This is a genomic window from Paenibacillus paridis, assembly GCF_006345825.1.
GTDB lineage: Bacteria > Bacillota > Bacilli > Paenibacillales > Paenibacillaceae > Pristimantibacillus > Pristimantibacillus paridis.
Map to the genome: position 1 here is coordinate 59,582 of NZ_VCIX01000078.1, position 17,755 is coordinate 77,336.

Here is a 17,755-nt window from a genome sequence, read left to right on the forward strand (position 1 = left end):
ATCATTGCCTTTAATATAACTAGAAACTCAAACTCCATTTTCTGTATATGAAAGCTAGAACTTTATAGACTAGTGCCGGGTATAGTATAGACGTCACTAACACTAGCGCTACATTCACTTTCTAAATGTTCAAATAAATACAAAATATCCCCCACCAAGTGTTAAGTGAGGGCTATTAAAGCTTTTCCTTATTTCAATGTAACTCCCACCGCTTCAATAAACGCATCAACGGCTTCGTCTACCAAATAAGGACCATAGTTCCATTTGTTGCGGGTCACGTTTATGATACGGTTGTTCTTCACTGCTGGAATCGCCTGATAGACCGGCTCTTGAAATAGTTTGGTCATCTCTGGAAGTTCTTCAACCGTCATTTGAGTAAAGAAATAGTCAGCTGGGCGATCAATCAATGCTTCCATCGATAAAGCAGTTCCGCCATCCGCATATTGTTCGAATTGCTGCGGCATTTTGAAACCAAAATCCTCATAAATCAACTTGCCTAGCGTACCGCCTTTGCCTCCCAACAGCACCTCGCCGTTATAAAGAATGAACGTTGCGGCAGTAGTGCCCGGTTTAATATTAACATTGATTTGCTCCCGAATCCGTTGCAGCTTCTCCTCGAATTTGGAAATCCACGCCTCTGCCTCCGGCTTCCGATTCATTACGTCGCCCATGTCACGCAGCGTGTTGATCACATCCGGATCGCCTCCCCAGGCCACCGCAACTGTCGGAGCGATTTTTTGATACGTTTCATAGATTTCAGCGCTATGATAGTCTGGCAATATGATTATATCGGGCTGAAGGGCAGAAATAGCCTCTACATTGCCAAGCCCCTCCCCAATGCTTTCCACATCTGCAAATGCGTCTGGGTATAGATCAATGGTGCCCTTATCCGCGCCTACCGGCTCTAAACCAAGCGGCAGCAAATAACCGCCGTAAGTCACAACAACAGCCTTGCTGGGCTGCACTGGGATTTTCACCTCTCGTCCCAAAGCATCCTTATACAGCCTCGTCTCAGCCGGTAGCGCATCTGTGCTCTCTGCCTGCTGCGTGTTATTGCCCCCTGCATTTTGTTTTACTTCCGGTTCGGCTCCGCCGCACGCCGCCAGCAGCAGAGATAAGCTAAATAAGAGCGTAACGGCAAAAGATGGCTTAAACCTAAAATTCATTTCATTCACTCTCCAAGCATTTTGTTGATAATGATTATCACTGTTAACAATATAACCTTCTCCTGCTTGGGCAGCAATGAACGATTCGGGCATAAAATTCGTGCGAACTGAACCTTTTAGGGCTAGATTATGCATTTTAAATTGCGCAGGAGTGGCACCCGTCTGTTTTTTGAAAAGCCGGCTAAAGTAATACATGTCTGTATAGCCGATACTGTCGGCAACCTCGCGAATCGTTACATCCGTTTCGTTCAACAAAAACTTGGCCCGATTTATACGTGTTTGGATGAGATATTCGATGGGGCTGCATCCATACTTGCGTTTAAATACCCGGGACAGATAATGGGTACTGTAATGGAAACAACTCGCCAGCATTTCCATAGAGATGGCTTTCTCATAATGTTCCTGAATAAAATGGGCAATCTGCGCAGCCAATTCTGGCGCTGATGTATCGCTTTCTTCCATTTGCAGTTGACGAAACTGCTCATGCACAAATTGATAGAACAACCCCATCACCTGCAGACGATCAAGCGCTTCTGTACTCGTCCACTGCTTATACATCGGCTCTAACAAAGCAAGCAAAGCCAAGGGATATCTCGCTTGAAAAGTATAGATCCTCCCAAATGGAGCCGGCGGCTCATTCCGTTTATGCGCGGATGGACTAGCTAGGCCATCCAAAGGTTTATATAAAATTAAATAATAGTCAAATGGTTGCTTCAAAGCGCGGATGTTCAAGTGCGCGCCCTTGCCGCCATGAAGGACCTGCATTGGTGCTGATGCAACTTCCATGCCATCAAGCCTTAATTTGGCCCCGCCTTGGTTAGCGATGATAAACGCACATGCAGGAAGACGATAGGAGGCCAGTTCATCTCCTGCCTTCATTGCCAAATGCCGAATGTCTATTACTTTGACCTGCGTTTGGCTCCACCGTTTAATGGTTTCTTGCCATTCCATGAATACACCTCGTAACGGACTCCTTAGATTAACTACTTATAGTGAGAAGAGATATCATTTATAATAGTAATCATACCGTATTTCAATATGCACGGATACAGAAAGCAGGGCTCAGGAGATGGAAATACACGACCATATTGTGTTATGGAACCATGCTTACTGCAAAATTATAGACGTTCGTCGCATTCGAATGCGATCTAACGAATTCATGTTTCGCTACAGCGTTCCTGCCAGTATTTTTGTCATGTCTATTCGTGGAAACGCCCAGGTGAAATTGGACGGTACCGAGCATAATGCCAATGGCTTCAAGGTGCTTCATGCCGGCAAAGGGGCGATACTCGACATTTATCCGGGTGAAGAGGGATTTGAGTATTATGCCATTTATTATAAAGCAACTATTCCATTGCCCGCAGGACAGGAAATGATAACCCGCATGGACCAAGTCCTGCCCTTTCATGTTCAATATGGTTTCACGCCTGCATTTCCAGTAGCTTTGTATCGCTATATGACAGACATGTATAAGGAATGGGAAAAAAGAGATCCGCTCAGCCGACTTCGCGCGAAGACTTTGCTTCACCAATTTGTGTACGAGCTGATGCATCAAATGCAGATGCAGGGCATGCGTCTGGAGAAGCGCAACTTAGCTGCCCAGATTATCGCTATTATTCATGATCGCTATGCGGAAGCCATCTCTTTGGAATCTTTGTCGGAGAGCTTAAATTACAGCGTTCCTCATCTATCTTCCTATTTCAAAAGCCGGACGGGCCTTAGCCCCATCGATTACTTAATTAAGATACGGATGAACAAAGCTGCGGAGCTGCTGCTAGAAACCGACGCAACCCTCAAAGAAATTGCTGCAGGTGTCGGGTATCAGGACTCCTATTATTTAGGAAGATTGTTTAAGAAGCACACCGGACTCTCGCCTACACGCTTCAGAGAAGAGCATTCAACCAAATACAGGCTAGAAGATAGTCCTTCCACAACCATGAGATCGTCCATTGTCTCCCAGAAAACGCTCCGCTATACTAATGTCGATGATAATCATTATCAACGATCAGGAGAGGGAGAATTAACAATGTTTAAAGAAGCCAAACCGCCCATCGCAATGGCATTGCTTTTGAGCTTTATGCTATTGTTAAACGCATGTGGCGCAGGGAATACGGCAGAAACGAGCCCTACGCCAATAGAGACGGCACCTGCTGCCAGTGAACAGCCGCAAACCAAAACCATATCTACCATTGCCGGAGACATTGAGGTTCCTACCCATCCGCAGCGAGTAGTTGCAGGAGAATATTTGGGGAGTTTAATTGCACTTGGAGTTATTCCCGTGGGCACATCCAACCATCATATTCAAAATCCTTATTTCAAAGGCGCTCTGACCGGCGTAGAGGATATTGGCGATGGAAACGGCAATATCGAGAAGATTTTGGATATGCAGCCTGACCTAATCATTATGGATGATACCTATGCCGAAATGAACGAGCAGCTTCCCAAAATCGCTCCAACGGTCATCATTCCATTTGCGTCGCTAAAAACCGTACATGAAGAGATCACCTATTTTGGCGAACTGCTCGGCAAAGAACAGGAAGCAGAGAAATGGCTCGCTGATTACGACCGCCGCATTGCTGAAGCGAAAGAAAAAGTGCTGAAGGTCGTACCGGCAGACACCACATTCTCTGTTATGGAATTGATGGACAAAAACATTTCATCCGTTGGCCCAAACTTTGGCAAGGGCGGACAGGCCATATACAATAGCTTTGGCTTTAAGCCTCCCGCTGAAGTCGAACTGGAGCTGACTGATCCAGGTTGGGCATCGCTATCTGCGGAGGCATTGCCAAAATACGCGGGAGATTACATCATACTGACTACGGATTCCCATACATTAGAAGACCTTAAGGCTGATCCGATATGGAATTCACTGGATGCCGTTAAGAACGATAGAGTGTACATTTGGAGACCTGACCGTTCTTGGTATTGGGATCCGATTGCCATACTTACGCAGACGGAAGAATTGGCAGAGTGGCTAACGAGCAGATAATCCTGTATACATTCAAAAAGACAACAAAGGGGTTCGCCCATTGTTGTCTTTTTTTTCGTTTCTAGGCCGCTTAGAACACGCATATTAGATGCAAAACCTGCTTTGAAATTGCGATGAAAATCATTGTGAGCTACAATGATCCTAAGCTTGTCATAAGGACGGTGAGAAGGCTTGGATGATCTTGTACAGAACATGAAAAACAACGAATATAAGCCGCTGGAGGGCATGTGCTTTAAGCTTCGGGATATCGAATATATAAAAAATAAAACGCAGGAATGGTCATTGCGGCTTCAATTCATGGAATCACATCTTATTCTGGTCGCAGCAAGCGGGCAAGGGTGGCTCAACATTGACGGACGATTTAACGAATTGCGGCAAGGCAGCGCTTATCTATGCGCACCCGGCCAATTAGTCGAAGCGTCCGCGCACTCGTTTGATGAACGCGGATTTTATCATTTAAGATTCGACATCATTAGAGATGAGCCATCGGTGAAAGCTAATGATCAGGTTGAGAGGCAAAGCAGCAGCTTTCCCGTTAAAGGCGAAGTTGTTGTTCTATCCCCCGTTTCTGTTAATGAGCTTTGTGAAACGATTGCCCAGTGCTGGCAGCATGAGGATTATTTAAAGCGGTTCCGCAGCCAAATTCTCTTTCAAGAGATGCTGCATACGATTCTGCAAGACGCTCTGCTTGTGCAAGAAAGCGATTCCGAAGCTGCGCTTGATTTCACAAAAGTGTATATCGAGCAGCATTATCAACAAGAGCTGACGATCGAACAGTTGGCTAAGGTAGCTGGAATGAGCTCACGTCATTTTATGAGATTATTCAAAAAAAGATTTGGTTTCAGCGCGATTGACTATTTAGCCATTTACCGGATTGAACAGGCGCAGCAGCTCATGAGGATGAATGGTCATTATCGGCTTCGCGATATCGCACGGCATGTCGGTTACCATGATGATATCTACTTTAGACGCAAATTTAAACAGGTCACAGGCATCCCCCCCGCTGCCTTTATGAAAAACAGCAGGCAAAAAATCGCCGCTTATCATTTCCCAAGCATCGGACAGCTTATAGCGCTGCAAGTTACTCCTTGCGCTGCACCCGCTGCCCATCCCTGGACCGAATATTATAGAAGAAAATATGAGACGGATTCCGTGCTTCCTTTAAGCACCGATTATGAAGCTAAGCTAAGGGAGCTCCGGCTGCTGCATCCCGATTTCATTATCGGCATTGATAGCCTCGCCTCCCCTGAGGAACAGGCAGAGCTGCAGAAAATCGCACCCGCTTACTTCGTGTCTTGGGTCGGAAATGATTGGCGAACGCATTTGCGTTTATTAGCACAATTTCTGAATAAAACAGCAGCAGCGGAAATTTGGCTTGAACATTACGAACGAAAGGCTCGCTTTGTAAGAGAGCAAATCGAGCACACCGTTCATTCCGATCGGCTGCTCATTCTGAGAATAACGGGAGAAGACTACAATGTTCTGGGCAGCCACAGCTTGGGAACCGTATTTTACGACGACTTGAACATTGTCGCAGCTTACGGTGTCGATCTAATGAAGCCCGATCAGCAAGTCATGCCCGTTGAGCTAAATCGATTCAAAGCGAATCGGCTGCTGGTCATCGTCGATCAGGATGCCCAATCCCAATCCAGCTGGCATACACTCATGAACTCTGAGCCTTGGCGCAAGCTGAATGCAGTCAGAGACGGCCGAGTAGACTTTCTTCCCTCTTATCTTTGGGTAGAGTATACGGCCTTCACCCATGATCTTATGCTGGATGAAGCGCTGAAGCTGTGGCGGGATTGTACATGAAATAATGTCTGGATCGTCAATATTCTCATGTTATAAATTCATCTATACTCCTGTTATGTGATAATGATAATCAATTTTAATACGGGATTGTCATTTATAAATTAGATTTTCAGGAGGGGCACCAAAGAATGAAACGAAATACACGTACGATGGCAGGATTATTTCTTGTATTACTGTTAATGATCAGCACGGCCTGCGGAGCTGTAAATTCAGAATCCAATAAGACCACTTCGCCAACTGAGGAGCCCGTCACCACCAATACGGAAGCCTCCAATCAGCAGCGCGTCATAACCACCTTGAAGGGCGATATCAGTATTCCATCCAATCCGCAAAAGGTCATTGGACTCTCTGTCGTATATCCTGAGTTCCTGTATGCGCTTGGTGTTACGCCAATTGCGGTACAAAACTACCATGAGGACTTTCCTTCCTACCTGCAGGAACCGTTTAAAGATACGGTGAAAATGGGAATTGCCCAAACGCCTAACTTTGAAGCGATTCTTGCCGCTGAGCCCGACTTGATTATCGCGCCTACTTGGTGGTCCGATAAGGACTACGATCAGCTATCCAAAATCGCCCCTACTGTGCTTTTGCCTCAACGGGATAATTGGCGCGAGGAGCTTATGGATATTGCGGATGTTCTTGATAAGAAAAGCCTAGCCGAAAAGGTCATTCAAGACTTGCAAACCAAAGAGGCCGAAGCCAAAGAAAAGCTTCATAGCCTTGTCGGAGACCAAACGGTTATGTATATGATGATCATGGCTAAGGAAATCGTCATCTACGGGGAAAATATCGACCGGGGCAGCTTCATCCATAAGCAACTGGGCCTAAAGCCTATTCCGGAATACCCACAAACGGAGCTCAGCCTTTCGATTTCTCTAGAGAAAATACCCGAATATAATCCTGACCATATTATTTTGCAGCTTGATGATGAAGCCAGCGAACAAGTTCAGGACAGATACAAAGAGATGCTGGAAAGCTCATTATGGAAAAATATGACCGCTGTGAAGAATAATCAAGTCTATACGATGGGAGGCAAGGAATGGTTTAGTCTCGGCATGTCTCCTCTAGCAGACAGCTTTGCTATTGACGAGGTCGTTCGTGCCTTTGAAAATAAACAAAAATAAAAGGATGGCTTGCATGAGCACGATTGACTTTTGACAGCTGGAAGTGAATTTTTTGCTTACGTTAGATGCATTGGGAAGCACCGTGCTTGCCCTGCAAGCCTTCGATCTTACAAAGTCTGACAAGATACTGCATCTCATCCATGTATGTAGCCCACTCATCAAAACCAAGGAGCGGCCCGTAGCGGCCGCTTTTTTTCTGCAGCTGGTATGCGAGTGGTACAAAAAGACTTACTTCCCGCAACAATATTTATTTAAATCATCCTATAAAAAAAAGCAATTGCCCAGATATAGGACAATTGCATAGATAGCATTCCACCGATAAAGCGGACTGACTATGTACGTGGGACAGCCTCAAAAGCGGCCACGATTCCAGCCTTTTGCAGCGACGCTTGATCTTGCACGTTAGCTGGGCGGTAGCCCTTTTCTAACAATTCTTTAACGTACATTTTGTTATAAATAAAAGAAAAGATAATACCCGGAAGCCAAGCCCCAAAACCTAAAGTAAATACTCCAACGGCAGTTGCGGCGACAAACATAATAGCAGCCCATTTCAAATCGCCTCTAAAAAGAGCTGGGAAAAATCCAAAGAAAAAAGTAGTCCAACTAAAACCAATTTTTACTTCTTTCAAGCCACCAGCCGCATTGACCAATTGTACGTGCATGAATACATCTCTCCCTATAAATTTTTTCCAATTATAATTCGATTATAGGTAAATAGTAGTAATTTGTCGATATTTATTTTATTTTCCTAAATAAACTAATTTTAATGATCCTTAAGAACTACATCCTCAGAAGCATGCATTCTATTTTTCCTAAGCTGTTTACGGTTTTGATAGACAGCTCTCATCCATTAGTCGGATTCCTTCCTCATATACTGCCTTACCTTCTCCCTAATTTCCAGGTTGCTGTCATGCAGCAGCTCATCCCAAACAGTAGAAGGCAACCAATGATTAGCAATCAAAATATCGATAAACCCTTCCCTACAGCTCGTGCACCTACCTTCACGATAAATATGCAAAATTAAATCAATACTAGAAGGGTCCTTCTGCTTCTCAAAGATATGCATGACATCTAGAGCCCGATCATGAAAGGCATCCTTATTTTGTTTCTTCAATAAAATCCGCTCAACAATAGTTAAATCCTGCTGCTTATAGTTAAGCTCAAGAAGTTCTAAAGCATAATGATGCGGCTGCTCATCTTGCAGCAGTTCAAGCGCAAATTCATGCACGGCCTCTGATTCTATGTTTCTCAAGGCTAAGATCGCATAATTGGAAATGCTTTTTTTAGGGGAACGAGCTAAAGACAATAGGAACTCTTCAGATAAGGGGAATTTTCTTTTTAGAAAAATATTAAGATAGAGGCAAAGCTTTTTCTCATTTGTCTGTTTTAACAAGTCTTCTGCTGCAAGCCGCAAATCGTGATCCGAAGCTTTCTTACCCCAAAAATGATAAAAAAATCGATGTTTGCTCGTATCTTTTTGTGAAATGGAATCGCGGATCTCCTCATAGGGAATAAGCTCATATGGTGTTCTGCTGCTCTCTCGGTTCCTATATTCCATCACAGAGTTCAAGTAGGCACTCACGTATAAATGATGACTTTGGGACCGGAAGAACGCATCGACGGCATCTTCGCCTAATTGCTCAATTGCATAATTATAGGTAAAATCAATTTCCACGTAATCATCATCTACGATCTTCTTCCCGATCACTTCCACGACGCGCTTTAGTCCATTCTGTTTATCTATAGCGATTAGTTCCTCATCACCAATAAAACAATTCCACGCTTGGCTAAACTGAAAGGATTTCCGTATCGCCTCTCTGGCTTCTTCGTTTCCATCTTCTGCAAAACGCCTCGCAAGTCGGAGCATTTGCTGCGTATCATATTCTTCCTCAGACGATAACAAATGATCGAGCACTTCTTTTTGTATACGGCTTGAAAATCCCGAGTACTTTACTGCCTCGTATAAGTATTCCGTTCTTTCCGTTTCCACTTGCGGATCATAAGCCGTATTCCGAACACAGGCTTGCACGATCGTATGGATATACTTTTTTTGCGGTTTATTGCTATGGCTAATTAAATGCAGCAGCGGTGCGCCTAATCCCTTGAATAGTTGTTCCCGGAATGATTGAACTAGCAATTCCGTCCCTCCTACCTCTACGAATTCAAAATGTCCATCTCCTAGGCAAATCATTTTGCGCGAATGAATAGGATTCATTTATACTTATCTGAAAGACTACTATGCTAGCCACAGGAATGGAAGCCGCGATCGATTCATTTCCATAATAAACAGCAACTTAGAAGGAGTTGGCACTCATATGGAGCATTCAGGAATTCCCCTTCTCAAAAACATGTATGCTTATTCGGCAGCCTTGCAGGCGATAGACTGCACGTATCACCGGGATACTTATAGCTTATTATTCATAGATGCTTCATCAGCTACACTGACGATTCATAAACATTCACATAGGCTCAGTGGCTTTACCTGTATATCTTTGCCGCCAAATACTCCGCTCCATATTTACCAGGATGCAAAGGAGAGTCTTCATTCGCCTACCGATCAGCTTCGTTTATATGCTTGCGAATATGAATGGATCTGCGAGGAGCCTGCGAATGATCCTCCACTTTTGCCAACGCTGGTTGAGCAAAATAGTACTATTTTGTTGGATCAGATATCCGCCTTGTACGATTCCTACGAAAATAGGCTCTATCATAGCATATCACAGCGGCTTCCCTTACAGGCAAAGTTCATGACTCTATTCGCTGATGCATGGTGGGCGCTCGAACAGCCTGCTTCCATTTCGTTCACCAAAACATTAGACGGTATCGATCAAGTTATAGCTTATCTGCACACCCATTATGATCGCAAAATCCAGCGAGAGGATGCGGTGATCATGTCCGGGTTAAGTTTGCGGCAGTTTACGTTAAGCTTCAAGCAGCGTACCGGCTATACCTTTGTCGAATACCTTAATCGCATAAGGATCGACAAGGTTAAGGCCATGATGCTTCAGTCTCGCCAATCATTAAATGAATTAGCCCGTCAAGTCGGTTATACGGACGAATTTTATTTAAGCCGGAAATTCAAACAAGTTACCGGAATGTCCCCCACCGTCTACTTGCGCAAGCCCTTGAAAATTGCATCCTTGGACCATGCCTATACGCTGGATTTGTTGTCGCTCGGTGTCACGCCCTGCACGGCTATCACAGATACCTGGGTAAATCATCGTTTCCAGCTTTCCCAAGTTACTCGTTCGTTTCAACCGCTCTATTGGCAGACAAAGCAAGCCGAGCGCCTTGAAGTGCTGCAACGTGTTAAGCCTGATATTATTCTCCATCCACTGATGGATGCAGGCGACGATGGCCAGCTTGAACCGTATCGCCCTTTAGGCTTGGTCATACAGATCCCATGGCGCGGGATCAGCTGGAAACAACATTTTATGAATATTGCTCAAATTACGGGTTTGGAAGCACAAGCCTACCGCTGGTTGGAATATTTTGAGCACCGGGCAGGTCACGCACGCGAATCCTTAAAACGGGAATTAGATTCCCAAACCAAAATTGCCATCATAAATGTACGCAGCGACCGTTTGCTCATTTATGCCCATGGCTACATGGGAGCTGATTTGCTTTATGATATCTTGCAGTTGACACCTCCTCCGGCTGTGAGGGCGATGCGCGTTCAAGGATTAGAGCACCCAGAGCTTTCTATCCCTCAATTGCCTCTTTACGATGCCGACCACTATTTTGTATCCATTGAGAATAATCAAGCCGCGAGGCTACGAGCAGCAGAGATGATGAAGAGTCCCGAATGGATGACTCGGACGGCTGTGAAGCAACGATGCGTGTACCCGGTGGATATGACGAAATGGTACGGCTACGGACCCGCTGCCTTGGATGCACAATTAGACGATGTCATGCACTATCTTCTGCCCAATCGTCCAAAGAAACAGGTATCATTCTGACATGTACATGATCTGATGAACTTGCTATCATTGTTAATGATAATGAGAATCATTATATACAGGGGGCATATGGACAATGGGTAGGAAAAGGATCATACTGATATGTTTTATGGCAGTGGTCATGCTTGTAGGAATGATCGCCTGCAGCAATACGAAAAATTCGGAGAACAAAGCAGGCAATCCGGCCGCATCTCCGGCGACAGATAACGCGTCAGCTAACAACAATGCAGCGACTGATGTGGGGAATGAAAAGTCTACCCGCCTATACGAACATATGGCAGGCAGCTCAGAGATTCCTGTCAAAGCAGAACGTGTGGTCACGGACTGGTACTATGGTCAACTCGTTGCCCTTGGAATCAAGCCTATAGGCACAGATGATTATGTATTAAATAATCACCCTTTCATCGAGAAAGAGGGTACGGAAAGTATTGGGCAATCTTTGGAGAAGATCATCGAGCTTCAGCCTGACTTGATTATTTCCTGGGGAGCGACAAAATACGATGAATTCTCGAAAATCGCTCCAACGGTTCCCTTGGAATTAAGCGGCGGGCCAAAAGAGTCCGTACGGATTTTCGGAGAAATTCTTGGCCGGGAGGCCGAAGCGGAACAATGGATTACTCAATTCGATAACAAGGTACAAGCTGCAAGGGAGAAGGTCTCTCATACCATTAAAGAAGATGAAACGTTTACGATCTTTAACATCTGGAAAAACAAATTGCGTGTTTACGGATTTGTAAATATGGGCGGCTACGCCCTCTATGAAGGCCTGCAAGTCACGCCTGCGCCAAAAGTCGATGAAGTGTTCCGCAATTCCGAGGAATGGTACCGCGAAATCTCGTACGAAGTCATATCGGAATTCGCTGGCGATCACATTATTTTGACCACTTACGACCCCGAGGGCACCTCAACTGTCCTCAAGGACCTTGAAGCCAGCGCCATCTGGAATAATCTTGATGCAGTCAAAAATGGACGTGTGCACACGATTGACTATAACTCCCTGTATAATGACGACCCTATCGCCATTGAGAATCAGGTTGAACTATTAGCTGAAGCAATCCTTGCTGGACGTTAAAAAAACAAATCAAAAAACGCCATTACTGCAACAATGCAGTATGGCGTTTTTTGGCTTAGCTTGCCTGACGCCGTTCTCCTAATGGGAGAGCTCGCGCCATTCATTAGCTACCTGCTGATTTTATCCTTTAGTTCTCCTAATTTCTCCTGTGCGGTGCCTTTAAGCTTGTCTAGCTTGCCTTCAGCCTGCAGCTTCTTATTATCTGTGGCCTCACCATATCGATCTTTCACTTCGCCTTTGGCCTGGTTCGCCATGCCTTTAACTTTATCCTCTAGCCCATTGGTTTTCATGGTTACCATCTCCTCTGTCGTTGTATGCTCTTATCTTACCTCCAAGCGGGCATTTTGAAACATTCACGTAAGATAGAAGAGCGCATTATTCCATTAAAAGTAAGTCCCCAGTGAAACACCTGAAGCGATAATCCATGGTGAGCTGACGGCGACGCGATAGGTTCCGTAGGGCTGGCCAGTGGCAAGCGGATACCAGCTAGTCACCGTTTGGCCTGCCCCCACGTAGACCGAAGTTGTGCCTACGCTCACCTCCCCGGAGCTTGTTACCCGGTAAAGCGTAATATACATCGTTGTTCCGTAATCGCTGCGTGGATTCGTAAGCGTGGCGCCCATCCGAATATTGCCATACAGACCGGAGAAGGTCCAGCTGTCGTTGACAGAGGGCGTACTGACCACAACCGTAGACTCGGCGGTTTGTCCGTCACTGCTTCTTGCTACTACCTTGAACCAGACCGCTGAGCTCGGAATAACCGATACCGTATAATTCCTGCTGCTGGTCGTCGTAACATAATTACCATCTTTGTAAATATCAAAGTTCACTGCATTTGAAGAGGTCCAATTGAAGCTCACGGAATGATAATAAGCATTATAGCTAATCACGGGTGTTGACGGTGCGCTTGCGAACACAGAGGTAGCAAACGCTGGGATTAGCATAAAGATTAGGGTCAATGACAAAAAAGCCTTCGAAATACGCATTTTCATAAAATCCGTCCTCTCTCTTCTTTAAATGTTCTCCGTTGTCTACAAACTTTCTATTCATGCTGTGTTTGCAGCAGGCTTGTCCGTTGTTGCTCAATCACCTCCTTTTAATGTTCTAAATTCCAGACAAACCCATAGTAGCACCGCATTTCCAGTCACACAACGCCATATGAGCAATGCGATAAGATTACACATGAAAAGATAATTCAACCCCAGTATTTGTATAAAACAAGCGATAAACAGATGTTTAAACCTAGATGCCGCCACCGCATATCCAAGGCTTAAACAATAATAATGCACATGATAATCGTAGGAATGCATCTTCAGCATGCGATGCAACTGCTTTATGCTAGGATTATAAGATCGTTCACAGCGCCGCATGGTTATGCCATATTACCTGCCGATTTTGCAACCAATATTAGACTAATATTGGTTTTATTTATTTGTGGCTTACAGGCATGGCAATATGCAAAATGGGTTAGCGGCGTTTATTCATATCCCATAATTAAGGAGGTGGTTTCAAAAGAGAACGCCGGTCTGCGCAAAAATGAAAGCGCATTAATTGTTGTTTGGTTAAAAATATACTAGGAGGTTTTTTATGTTCTCTATGAGCCAAATGCTGCAAAGAAAACCGATTGTTATTTTATTTTTGGCATGTGTCCTCTTGTTATCACAGCTCACTCTGTATCCTTCCTCCTCTTCAGCCGCAGGCGGTCCTAACCTTGCTCTCGGCAAAACGGTAACGGCAAGCGGCCACGCCGATGTGTACGTTGCCAGCAATGTCAATGACAGCAATGCGGGTACGTATTGGGAAAGCACAAACAATGCATTTCCGCAATGGATTCAAATTGATCTCGGAGCAAGCACCAGCATTGATCAAATCGTGTTGAAGCTGCCCGCTGGCTGGGAGTCGCGTACGCAAACCCTCGCTGTGCAGGGCAGCACGAACGGCTCGACATTTACCACTATTGTCAGCTCTGCAAGCTACACCTTTAATCCTTCCGTAAGCAGCAACGCGGTGACCATTAATTTTGCCGCTACCAATACCCGCTACGTTCGCCTAAACATGACGGCTAATACAGGCTGGCCGGCTGGGCAGCTTTCCGAATTTGAAATTTACGGCTCCACCGTAACACCATCTCCTTCACCGACGGCTACGCCTACACAAACTGCAACTCCAACAGCAACACCGACTTCGACTCCTACACCAACTCAAACACCGACACCAACAATAGTACCTACACCAACAACTACGGTTACGCCAACGCCTCCGGCTGGGTCCAACTTAGCACTAGGCAAATCAATCACTTCTTCCTCAACGATCCACACATTCGTAGCCTCAAACGGCAATGATGGCGATACGGCTACATACTGGGAAGGCGGCAGCAATCCGAGTCAGCTGACTGTCGATCTTGGTGCCAACCACACTATTACATCCATTGTTGTGAAGCTAAATCCGTCTAGCGCATGGGGTACTCGTACGCAAACCATTCAAGTGTTAGGCAACACCCAAGACACGGCTGCATTCACTACCTTGGTTTCTGCTGGAACGTATACGTTCAACCCTGCTAACGGCAACTCGGTAATCATTCCGGTTTCAGCTACAGCCAAACAGGTTCGATTGAACATAACAGCCAACAGCGGCGCTCCTGCCGGCCAAGTAGCCGAGTTCGAAATTTATGGTGCCGCGGCTCCCAATCCGGACCTCACCATTACAGGTTTGACTTGGACGCCAACGGCTCCCATTGAGACAAACGCCATAACACTTAGTGCAACGGTTAAAAATATCGGCACCTCAAACTCTCCTGCGACTACTGTCAACTTCTATCTAGGCAACGAACTTGCCGGTTCCGCTCCGGTGGCTGCTTTGACAGCAGGCGCATCAGCAACCGTCTCGCTCAATGCCGGTACGAAAAATGCAGGCACGTACCTGGTTAGTGCCAAGGTCGATGAGGGCAACGCGATTATCGAACAGAACGAAACGAACAACAGCTACAACAGTGCGACTGCGCTGACTGTCGCTGCTGTGCCAAGCTCTGATTTAGTCGCAACAGCTACTTGGAATCCTAGTAATCCGAGTGCTGGAAATACGGTAACTTTTACAGTAAATCTTAAAAACCAAGGCAATATTGCTTCTGCAGGCGGCGCTCATGCCATCACGCTCGTACTCAAGAACGCTGCCGGCGCAACCATTCAAACCTTGAATGGCTCCTATAACGGCTCGTTAGCGGTAGGGCAATCCTCTAATGTGACAATGGGAACGTGGACGGCTGTCAATGGCAGCTATACGGTAACCGCAACGGTTGCCAATGATGCGAATGAAGTCGTCATCAAGCAAGCCAACAACAGCAATACGACAAGCCTATATTCAGGCCGCGGGGCAAATATGCCGTTTACCATCATTGAAGCAGAATCGGCTTCCAATACGACGAACGGAACTAAATTAGTTCCAAACTTCAAGCCTGGCGACTATGCCGGCGAAGCTTCCGGGCGCTCGGCCGTTCTTCTTGATGCCACAGGCGAATATGTAGAGTTTACGCTGACTTCGGCGGCTAACGCGTTTGTCCTGCGCAATGCGGTTCCGGAAAGCACGACTGGAACCGTTAGCATTTACGCTGACGGTGTAAGCAAAGGCAAATTCACGGTATCATCCAAGTTCTCTTACGTATACGCAACGCCAAGCACGCTTGGCCGACTTGGCTATGACAACAGCCCTGGAGCAGGCTTAACCGCTTACTGGCTCTATGAAGATGCCCAGCTTCTGCTTAACCAAGTCTATCCAGCCGGAACGAAGATCAAAATCCAGAAAGACGCCGGAGACGTATCGTCCATTTATGTAGACATGATCGAAACCGAAAATGTCGCTCCTCCAGCATCCAATCCGGACCCGACCAAATATGTTGAGGTATCTGCATCCAAATCCATTGAGCAAGCGCTTAATGAATTTAGACAGGATTCTACGAAAAAAGGAATCTTTATCCCTGCTGGCGAGTGGACGATTAACAGCAAAATATTCCTTTATGGACGCGCAACCGAAATTATTGGCGCAGGCCCGTGGCATACCAAATTGGTAGCCCCACAAAACCAATCCAATACGGATGTAGGCTTTAACATCGGTTCTACTGCAAACGGTTCGACGATTAAAGATCTGTCTGCATGGGGCAACTATGTGTACCGGACAGACGGACCTGGCAAATTTATCGACGGTAACGGCATGCAAAACGTAACGGTTCAAAACATTTGGGTGGAGCACTTCATCTGCTTGTATTGGGGAGTCAACTCATCTAACAATACGTTCAAAGACAACCGTATCAAAAACACATTCGCAGATGGCATTAACATGACAAATGGTTCTTCCTACAACGTCATCGACAACAACTATTCAAGAGGTGCTGGTGACGATGCCTTCGCCTTGTTCAGTGCAGTTGATTCGGGCGGTTCTTACAATGTAGGCAACAAGTACATCAACCTAACTGCAACTTGTGTGCGACGCGCAGCGGCTTTTGCCGTATATGGCGGATCGGATAACCTCTATCAGAACCTCTATGGTGCGGATACGTTAACTTATCCTGGCATAACCATTAGCAGCTTGAGCTTCGGTTACAACACATTAGGCTTTGGCGATAAGGATACCGTCATTGACGGCGTAACCTTAGATCGGACGGGTGGAGATTTCTGGACCAGCGTCGGAGCCGATGACAAAATCAATGAATATCAGAACTTTGGAGCGATCTGGTTCTTCGGTGGAGATCGAACCTTTAAGAACGTTCTGGTGAAAAACGTAGATATTAATAATCCGGTCTACTTTGGCTTAATGTTCCAGACGAAGTCCCCGGAGAACCTAGCTATGCAAAATGTTCGCGTTGAGAACGTCAACATTAACAATCCGAGCCGCTACGGGATCAAGCTTGTAGTCAGAGGAGAACAAGGCCAAGGCCCAGCGATTGGCGGAGCAAGCTTTACGAACGTGAAGGTAAATAACCCTGGTGTTGCAGCTATTTATGGCGAAAGCGGCAGCCCGAACTTCACCGTTACAAGAGTATCGGGCAACAACTGGTGATCTAACATAATGAACAGCAAACAGCTTACTCGGGTAGCCGGGTAAGCTGTTTTTTTATTTGATCGTGATAGCTGCTTCAACTCAATGCAAGTTTATGATGCGTGTGCCAATAAGATGGCATGAAATTTTAAATAAATCTCCCGCTCCATTGACTATCTTGGTTTATAGTTATAAACTCAGATTATAGGTTTATAACCACAAACCATTAAGGGAGGTTATTATGAGTAACTTAAAGCTATGTGAAAGTGATTATCGCTTTATGCTGGTCGTGTGGGAGAGCGAGCCGGTAGCGTCGGGAAGGCTGGTCACCCTTTGTTCTGAAAAGCTCGGCTGGAAAAAACCTACCACCTATACCGTGCTCCGAAAAATGTGCGAAAAAGGACTTCTTAAAAATGAAGATACGATAGTTAGCTCCATTATCCCGAAGGAGCAGATACAAGCTTACGAGAGCGAGCATTTTATAGAGCGGACCTTCGAGGGCTCGCTGCCCCAGTTTCTCGTATCTTTTTTCGGCAATAAAGGTCTCTCCACTAAAGAGGCCGAGGAGTTAAAACGCCTGATTGACGAGCATAAGGAGGGGTGAG

General features: G+C 45.7%; 12 protein-coding genes. 7 read left to right on the forward strand and 5 right to left on the reverse strand.

What is annotated here, in order from left to right:
- Positions 1-188: 188 nt before the first annotated feature.
- Positions 189-2,117: an ABC transporter substrate-binding protein gene (locus tag FJQ58_RS08425; protein WP_139992260.1), complete on the reverse strand. Its 1,929-nt coding sequence runs from the start codon at positions 2,115-2,117 to the stop codon at positions 189-191.
- Positions 2,118-2,235: 118 nt separating this feature from the next.
- Here FJQ58_RS08425 and FJQ58_RS08430 point away from each other — a divergent pair, with 118 nt between their 5' ends.
- The 3 genes from FJQ58_RS08430 to FJQ58_RS08440 all read left to right on the forward strand — a co-directional run bounded on the left by FJQ58_RS08430 (position 2,236) and on the right by FJQ58_RS08440 (position 7,091).
- Positions 2,236-4,155, forward strand: a complete 1,920-nt coding sequence (locus FJQ58_RS08430) for an AraC family transcriptional regulator (RefSeq protein ID WP_139992262.1) — start codon at positions 2,236-2,238, stop codon at positions 4,153-4,155.
- Positions 4,156-4,326: 171 nt separating this feature from the next.
- The gene (locus FJQ58_RS08435) at positions 4,327-5,967 is read left to right on the forward strand and encodes an AraC family transcriptional regulator (protein WP_139992264.1); all 1,641 of its coding nucleotides are present in this window, start codon (positions 4,327-4,329) and stop codon (positions 5,965-5,967) included.
- 128 nt (positions 5,968-6,095) lie between these two features.
- Entirely contained in the window at positions 6,096-7,091 is a 996-nt protein-coding gene (locus tag FJQ58_RS08440; RefSeq protein WP_139992266.1) for an ABC transporter substrate-binding protein, read from the forward strand.
- Between the two features lie 332 nt (positions 7,092-7,423).
- On the opposite strand, the gene FJQ58_RS08445 is transcribed toward FJQ58_RS08440, so the two are convergent.
- A complete protein-coding gene (locus tag FJQ58_RS08445; protein WP_139992268.1) occupies positions 7,424-7,753 on the reverse strand; it encodes a DUF2628 domain-containing protein in 330 nt (109 codons plus the stop codon).
- Between the two features lie 188 nt (positions 7,754-7,941).
- The gene (locus FJQ58_RS08450; RefSeq protein WP_139992270.1) at positions 7,942-9,228 is read right to left on the reverse strand and encodes a hypothetical protein; all 1,287 of its coding nucleotides are present in this window, start codon (positions 9,226-9,228) and stop codon (positions 7,942-7,944) included.
- 178 nt (positions 9,229-9,406) lie between these two features.
- Between FJQ58_RS08450 and FJQ58_RS08455 the strand changes: the two genes are divergently transcribed.
- Positions 9,407-11,050: a helix-turn-helix domain-containing protein gene (locus FJQ58_RS08455; protein WP_139992272.1), complete on the forward strand. Its 1,644-nt coding sequence runs from the start codon at positions 9,407-9,409 to the stop codon at positions 11,048-11,050.
- Positions 11,051-11,126: 76 nt separating this feature from the next.
- Complete coding sequence (locus FJQ58_RS08460) at positions 11,127-12,122, forward strand: ABC transporter substrate-binding protein (RefSeq protein WP_139992274.1); 996 nt, start codon at positions 11,127-11,129, stop codon at positions 12,120-12,122.
- A gap of 107 nt (positions 12,123-12,229) precedes the next feature.
- Here the strand turns inward: FJQ58_RS08460 and FJQ58_RS08465 are convergent, their stop codons facing one another.
- Positions 12,230-12,412: a CsbD family protein gene (locus tag FJQ58_RS08465; protein ID WP_139992276.1), complete on the reverse strand. Its 183-nt coding sequence runs from the start codon at positions 12,410-12,412 to the stop codon at positions 12,230-12,232.
- Between the two features lie 93 nt (positions 12,413-12,505).
- Positions 12,506-13,114, reverse strand: a complete 609-nt coding sequence (locus FJQ58_RS08470; protein ID WP_139992278.1) for a hypothetical protein — start codon at positions 13,112-13,114, stop codon at positions 12,506-12,508.
- 595 nt (positions 13,115-13,709) lie between these two features.
- On the opposite strand from FJQ58_RS08470, the gene FJQ58_RS08475 reads away from it, so the two are divergent.
- Entirely contained in the window at positions 13,710-17,171 is a 3,462-nt protein-coding gene (locus tag FJQ58_RS08475) for a discoidin domain-containing protein (RefSeq protein WP_139992280.1), read from the forward strand.
- 220 nt (positions 17,172-17,391) lie between these two features.
- On the forward strand, positions 17,392-17,754 hold the full coding sequence (locus FJQ58_RS08480; RefSeq protein ID WP_139992282.1) for a BlaI/MecI/CopY family transcriptional regulator: 363 nt from the start codon (positions 17,392-17,394) through the stop codon (positions 17,752-17,754).
- Position 17,755 lies beyond the last annotated feature (1 nt).

Excerpts from the sequence above, each read along its gene's own strand:
- FJQ58_RS08425 (WP_139992260.1), bottom strand. The coding sequence starts at position 2,117 with ATGGAATGGCAAGAAACCATTAAACGGTGGAGCCAAACGCAGGTCAAA.
- FJQ58_RS08430 (WP_139992262.1), top strand. The coding sequence starts at position 2,236 with ATGGAAATACACGACCATATTGTGTTATGGAACCATGCTTACTGCAAA.
- FJQ58_RS08440 (WP_139992266.1), top strand. The coding sequence starts at position 6,096 with ATGAAACGAAATACACGTACGATGGCAGGATTATTTCTTGTATTACTG.
- FJQ58_RS08445 (WP_139992268.1), bottom strand. The coding sequence starts at position 7,753 with ATGCACGTACAATTGGTCAATGCGGCTGGTGGCTTGAAAGAAGTAAAA.
- FJQ58_RS08455 (WP_139992272.1), top strand. The coding sequence starts at position 9,407 with ATGGAGCATTCAGGAATTCCCCTTCTCAAAAACATGTATGCTTATTCG.
- FJQ58_RS08460 (WP_139992274.1), top strand. The coding sequence starts at position 11,127 with ATGGGTAGGAAAAGGATCATACTGATATGTTTTATGGCAGTGGTCATG.
- FJQ58_RS08465 (WP_139992276.1), bottom strand. The coding sequence starts at position 12,412 with ATGAAAACCAATGGGCTAGAGGATAAAGTTAAAGGCATGGCGAACCAG.
- FJQ58_RS08470 (WP_139992278.1), bottom strand. The coding sequence starts at position 13,114 with ATGAAAATGCGTATTTCGAAGGCTTTTTTGTCATTGACCCTAATCTTT.
- FJQ58_RS08475 (WP_139992280.1), top strand. The coding sequence starts at position 13,710 with ATGTTCTCTATGAGCCAAATGCTGCAAAGAAAACCGATTGTTATTTTA.
- FJQ58_RS08480 (WP_139992282.1), top strand. The coding sequence starts at position 17,392 with ATGAGTAACTTAAAGCTATGTGAAAGTGATTATCGCTTTATGCTGGTC.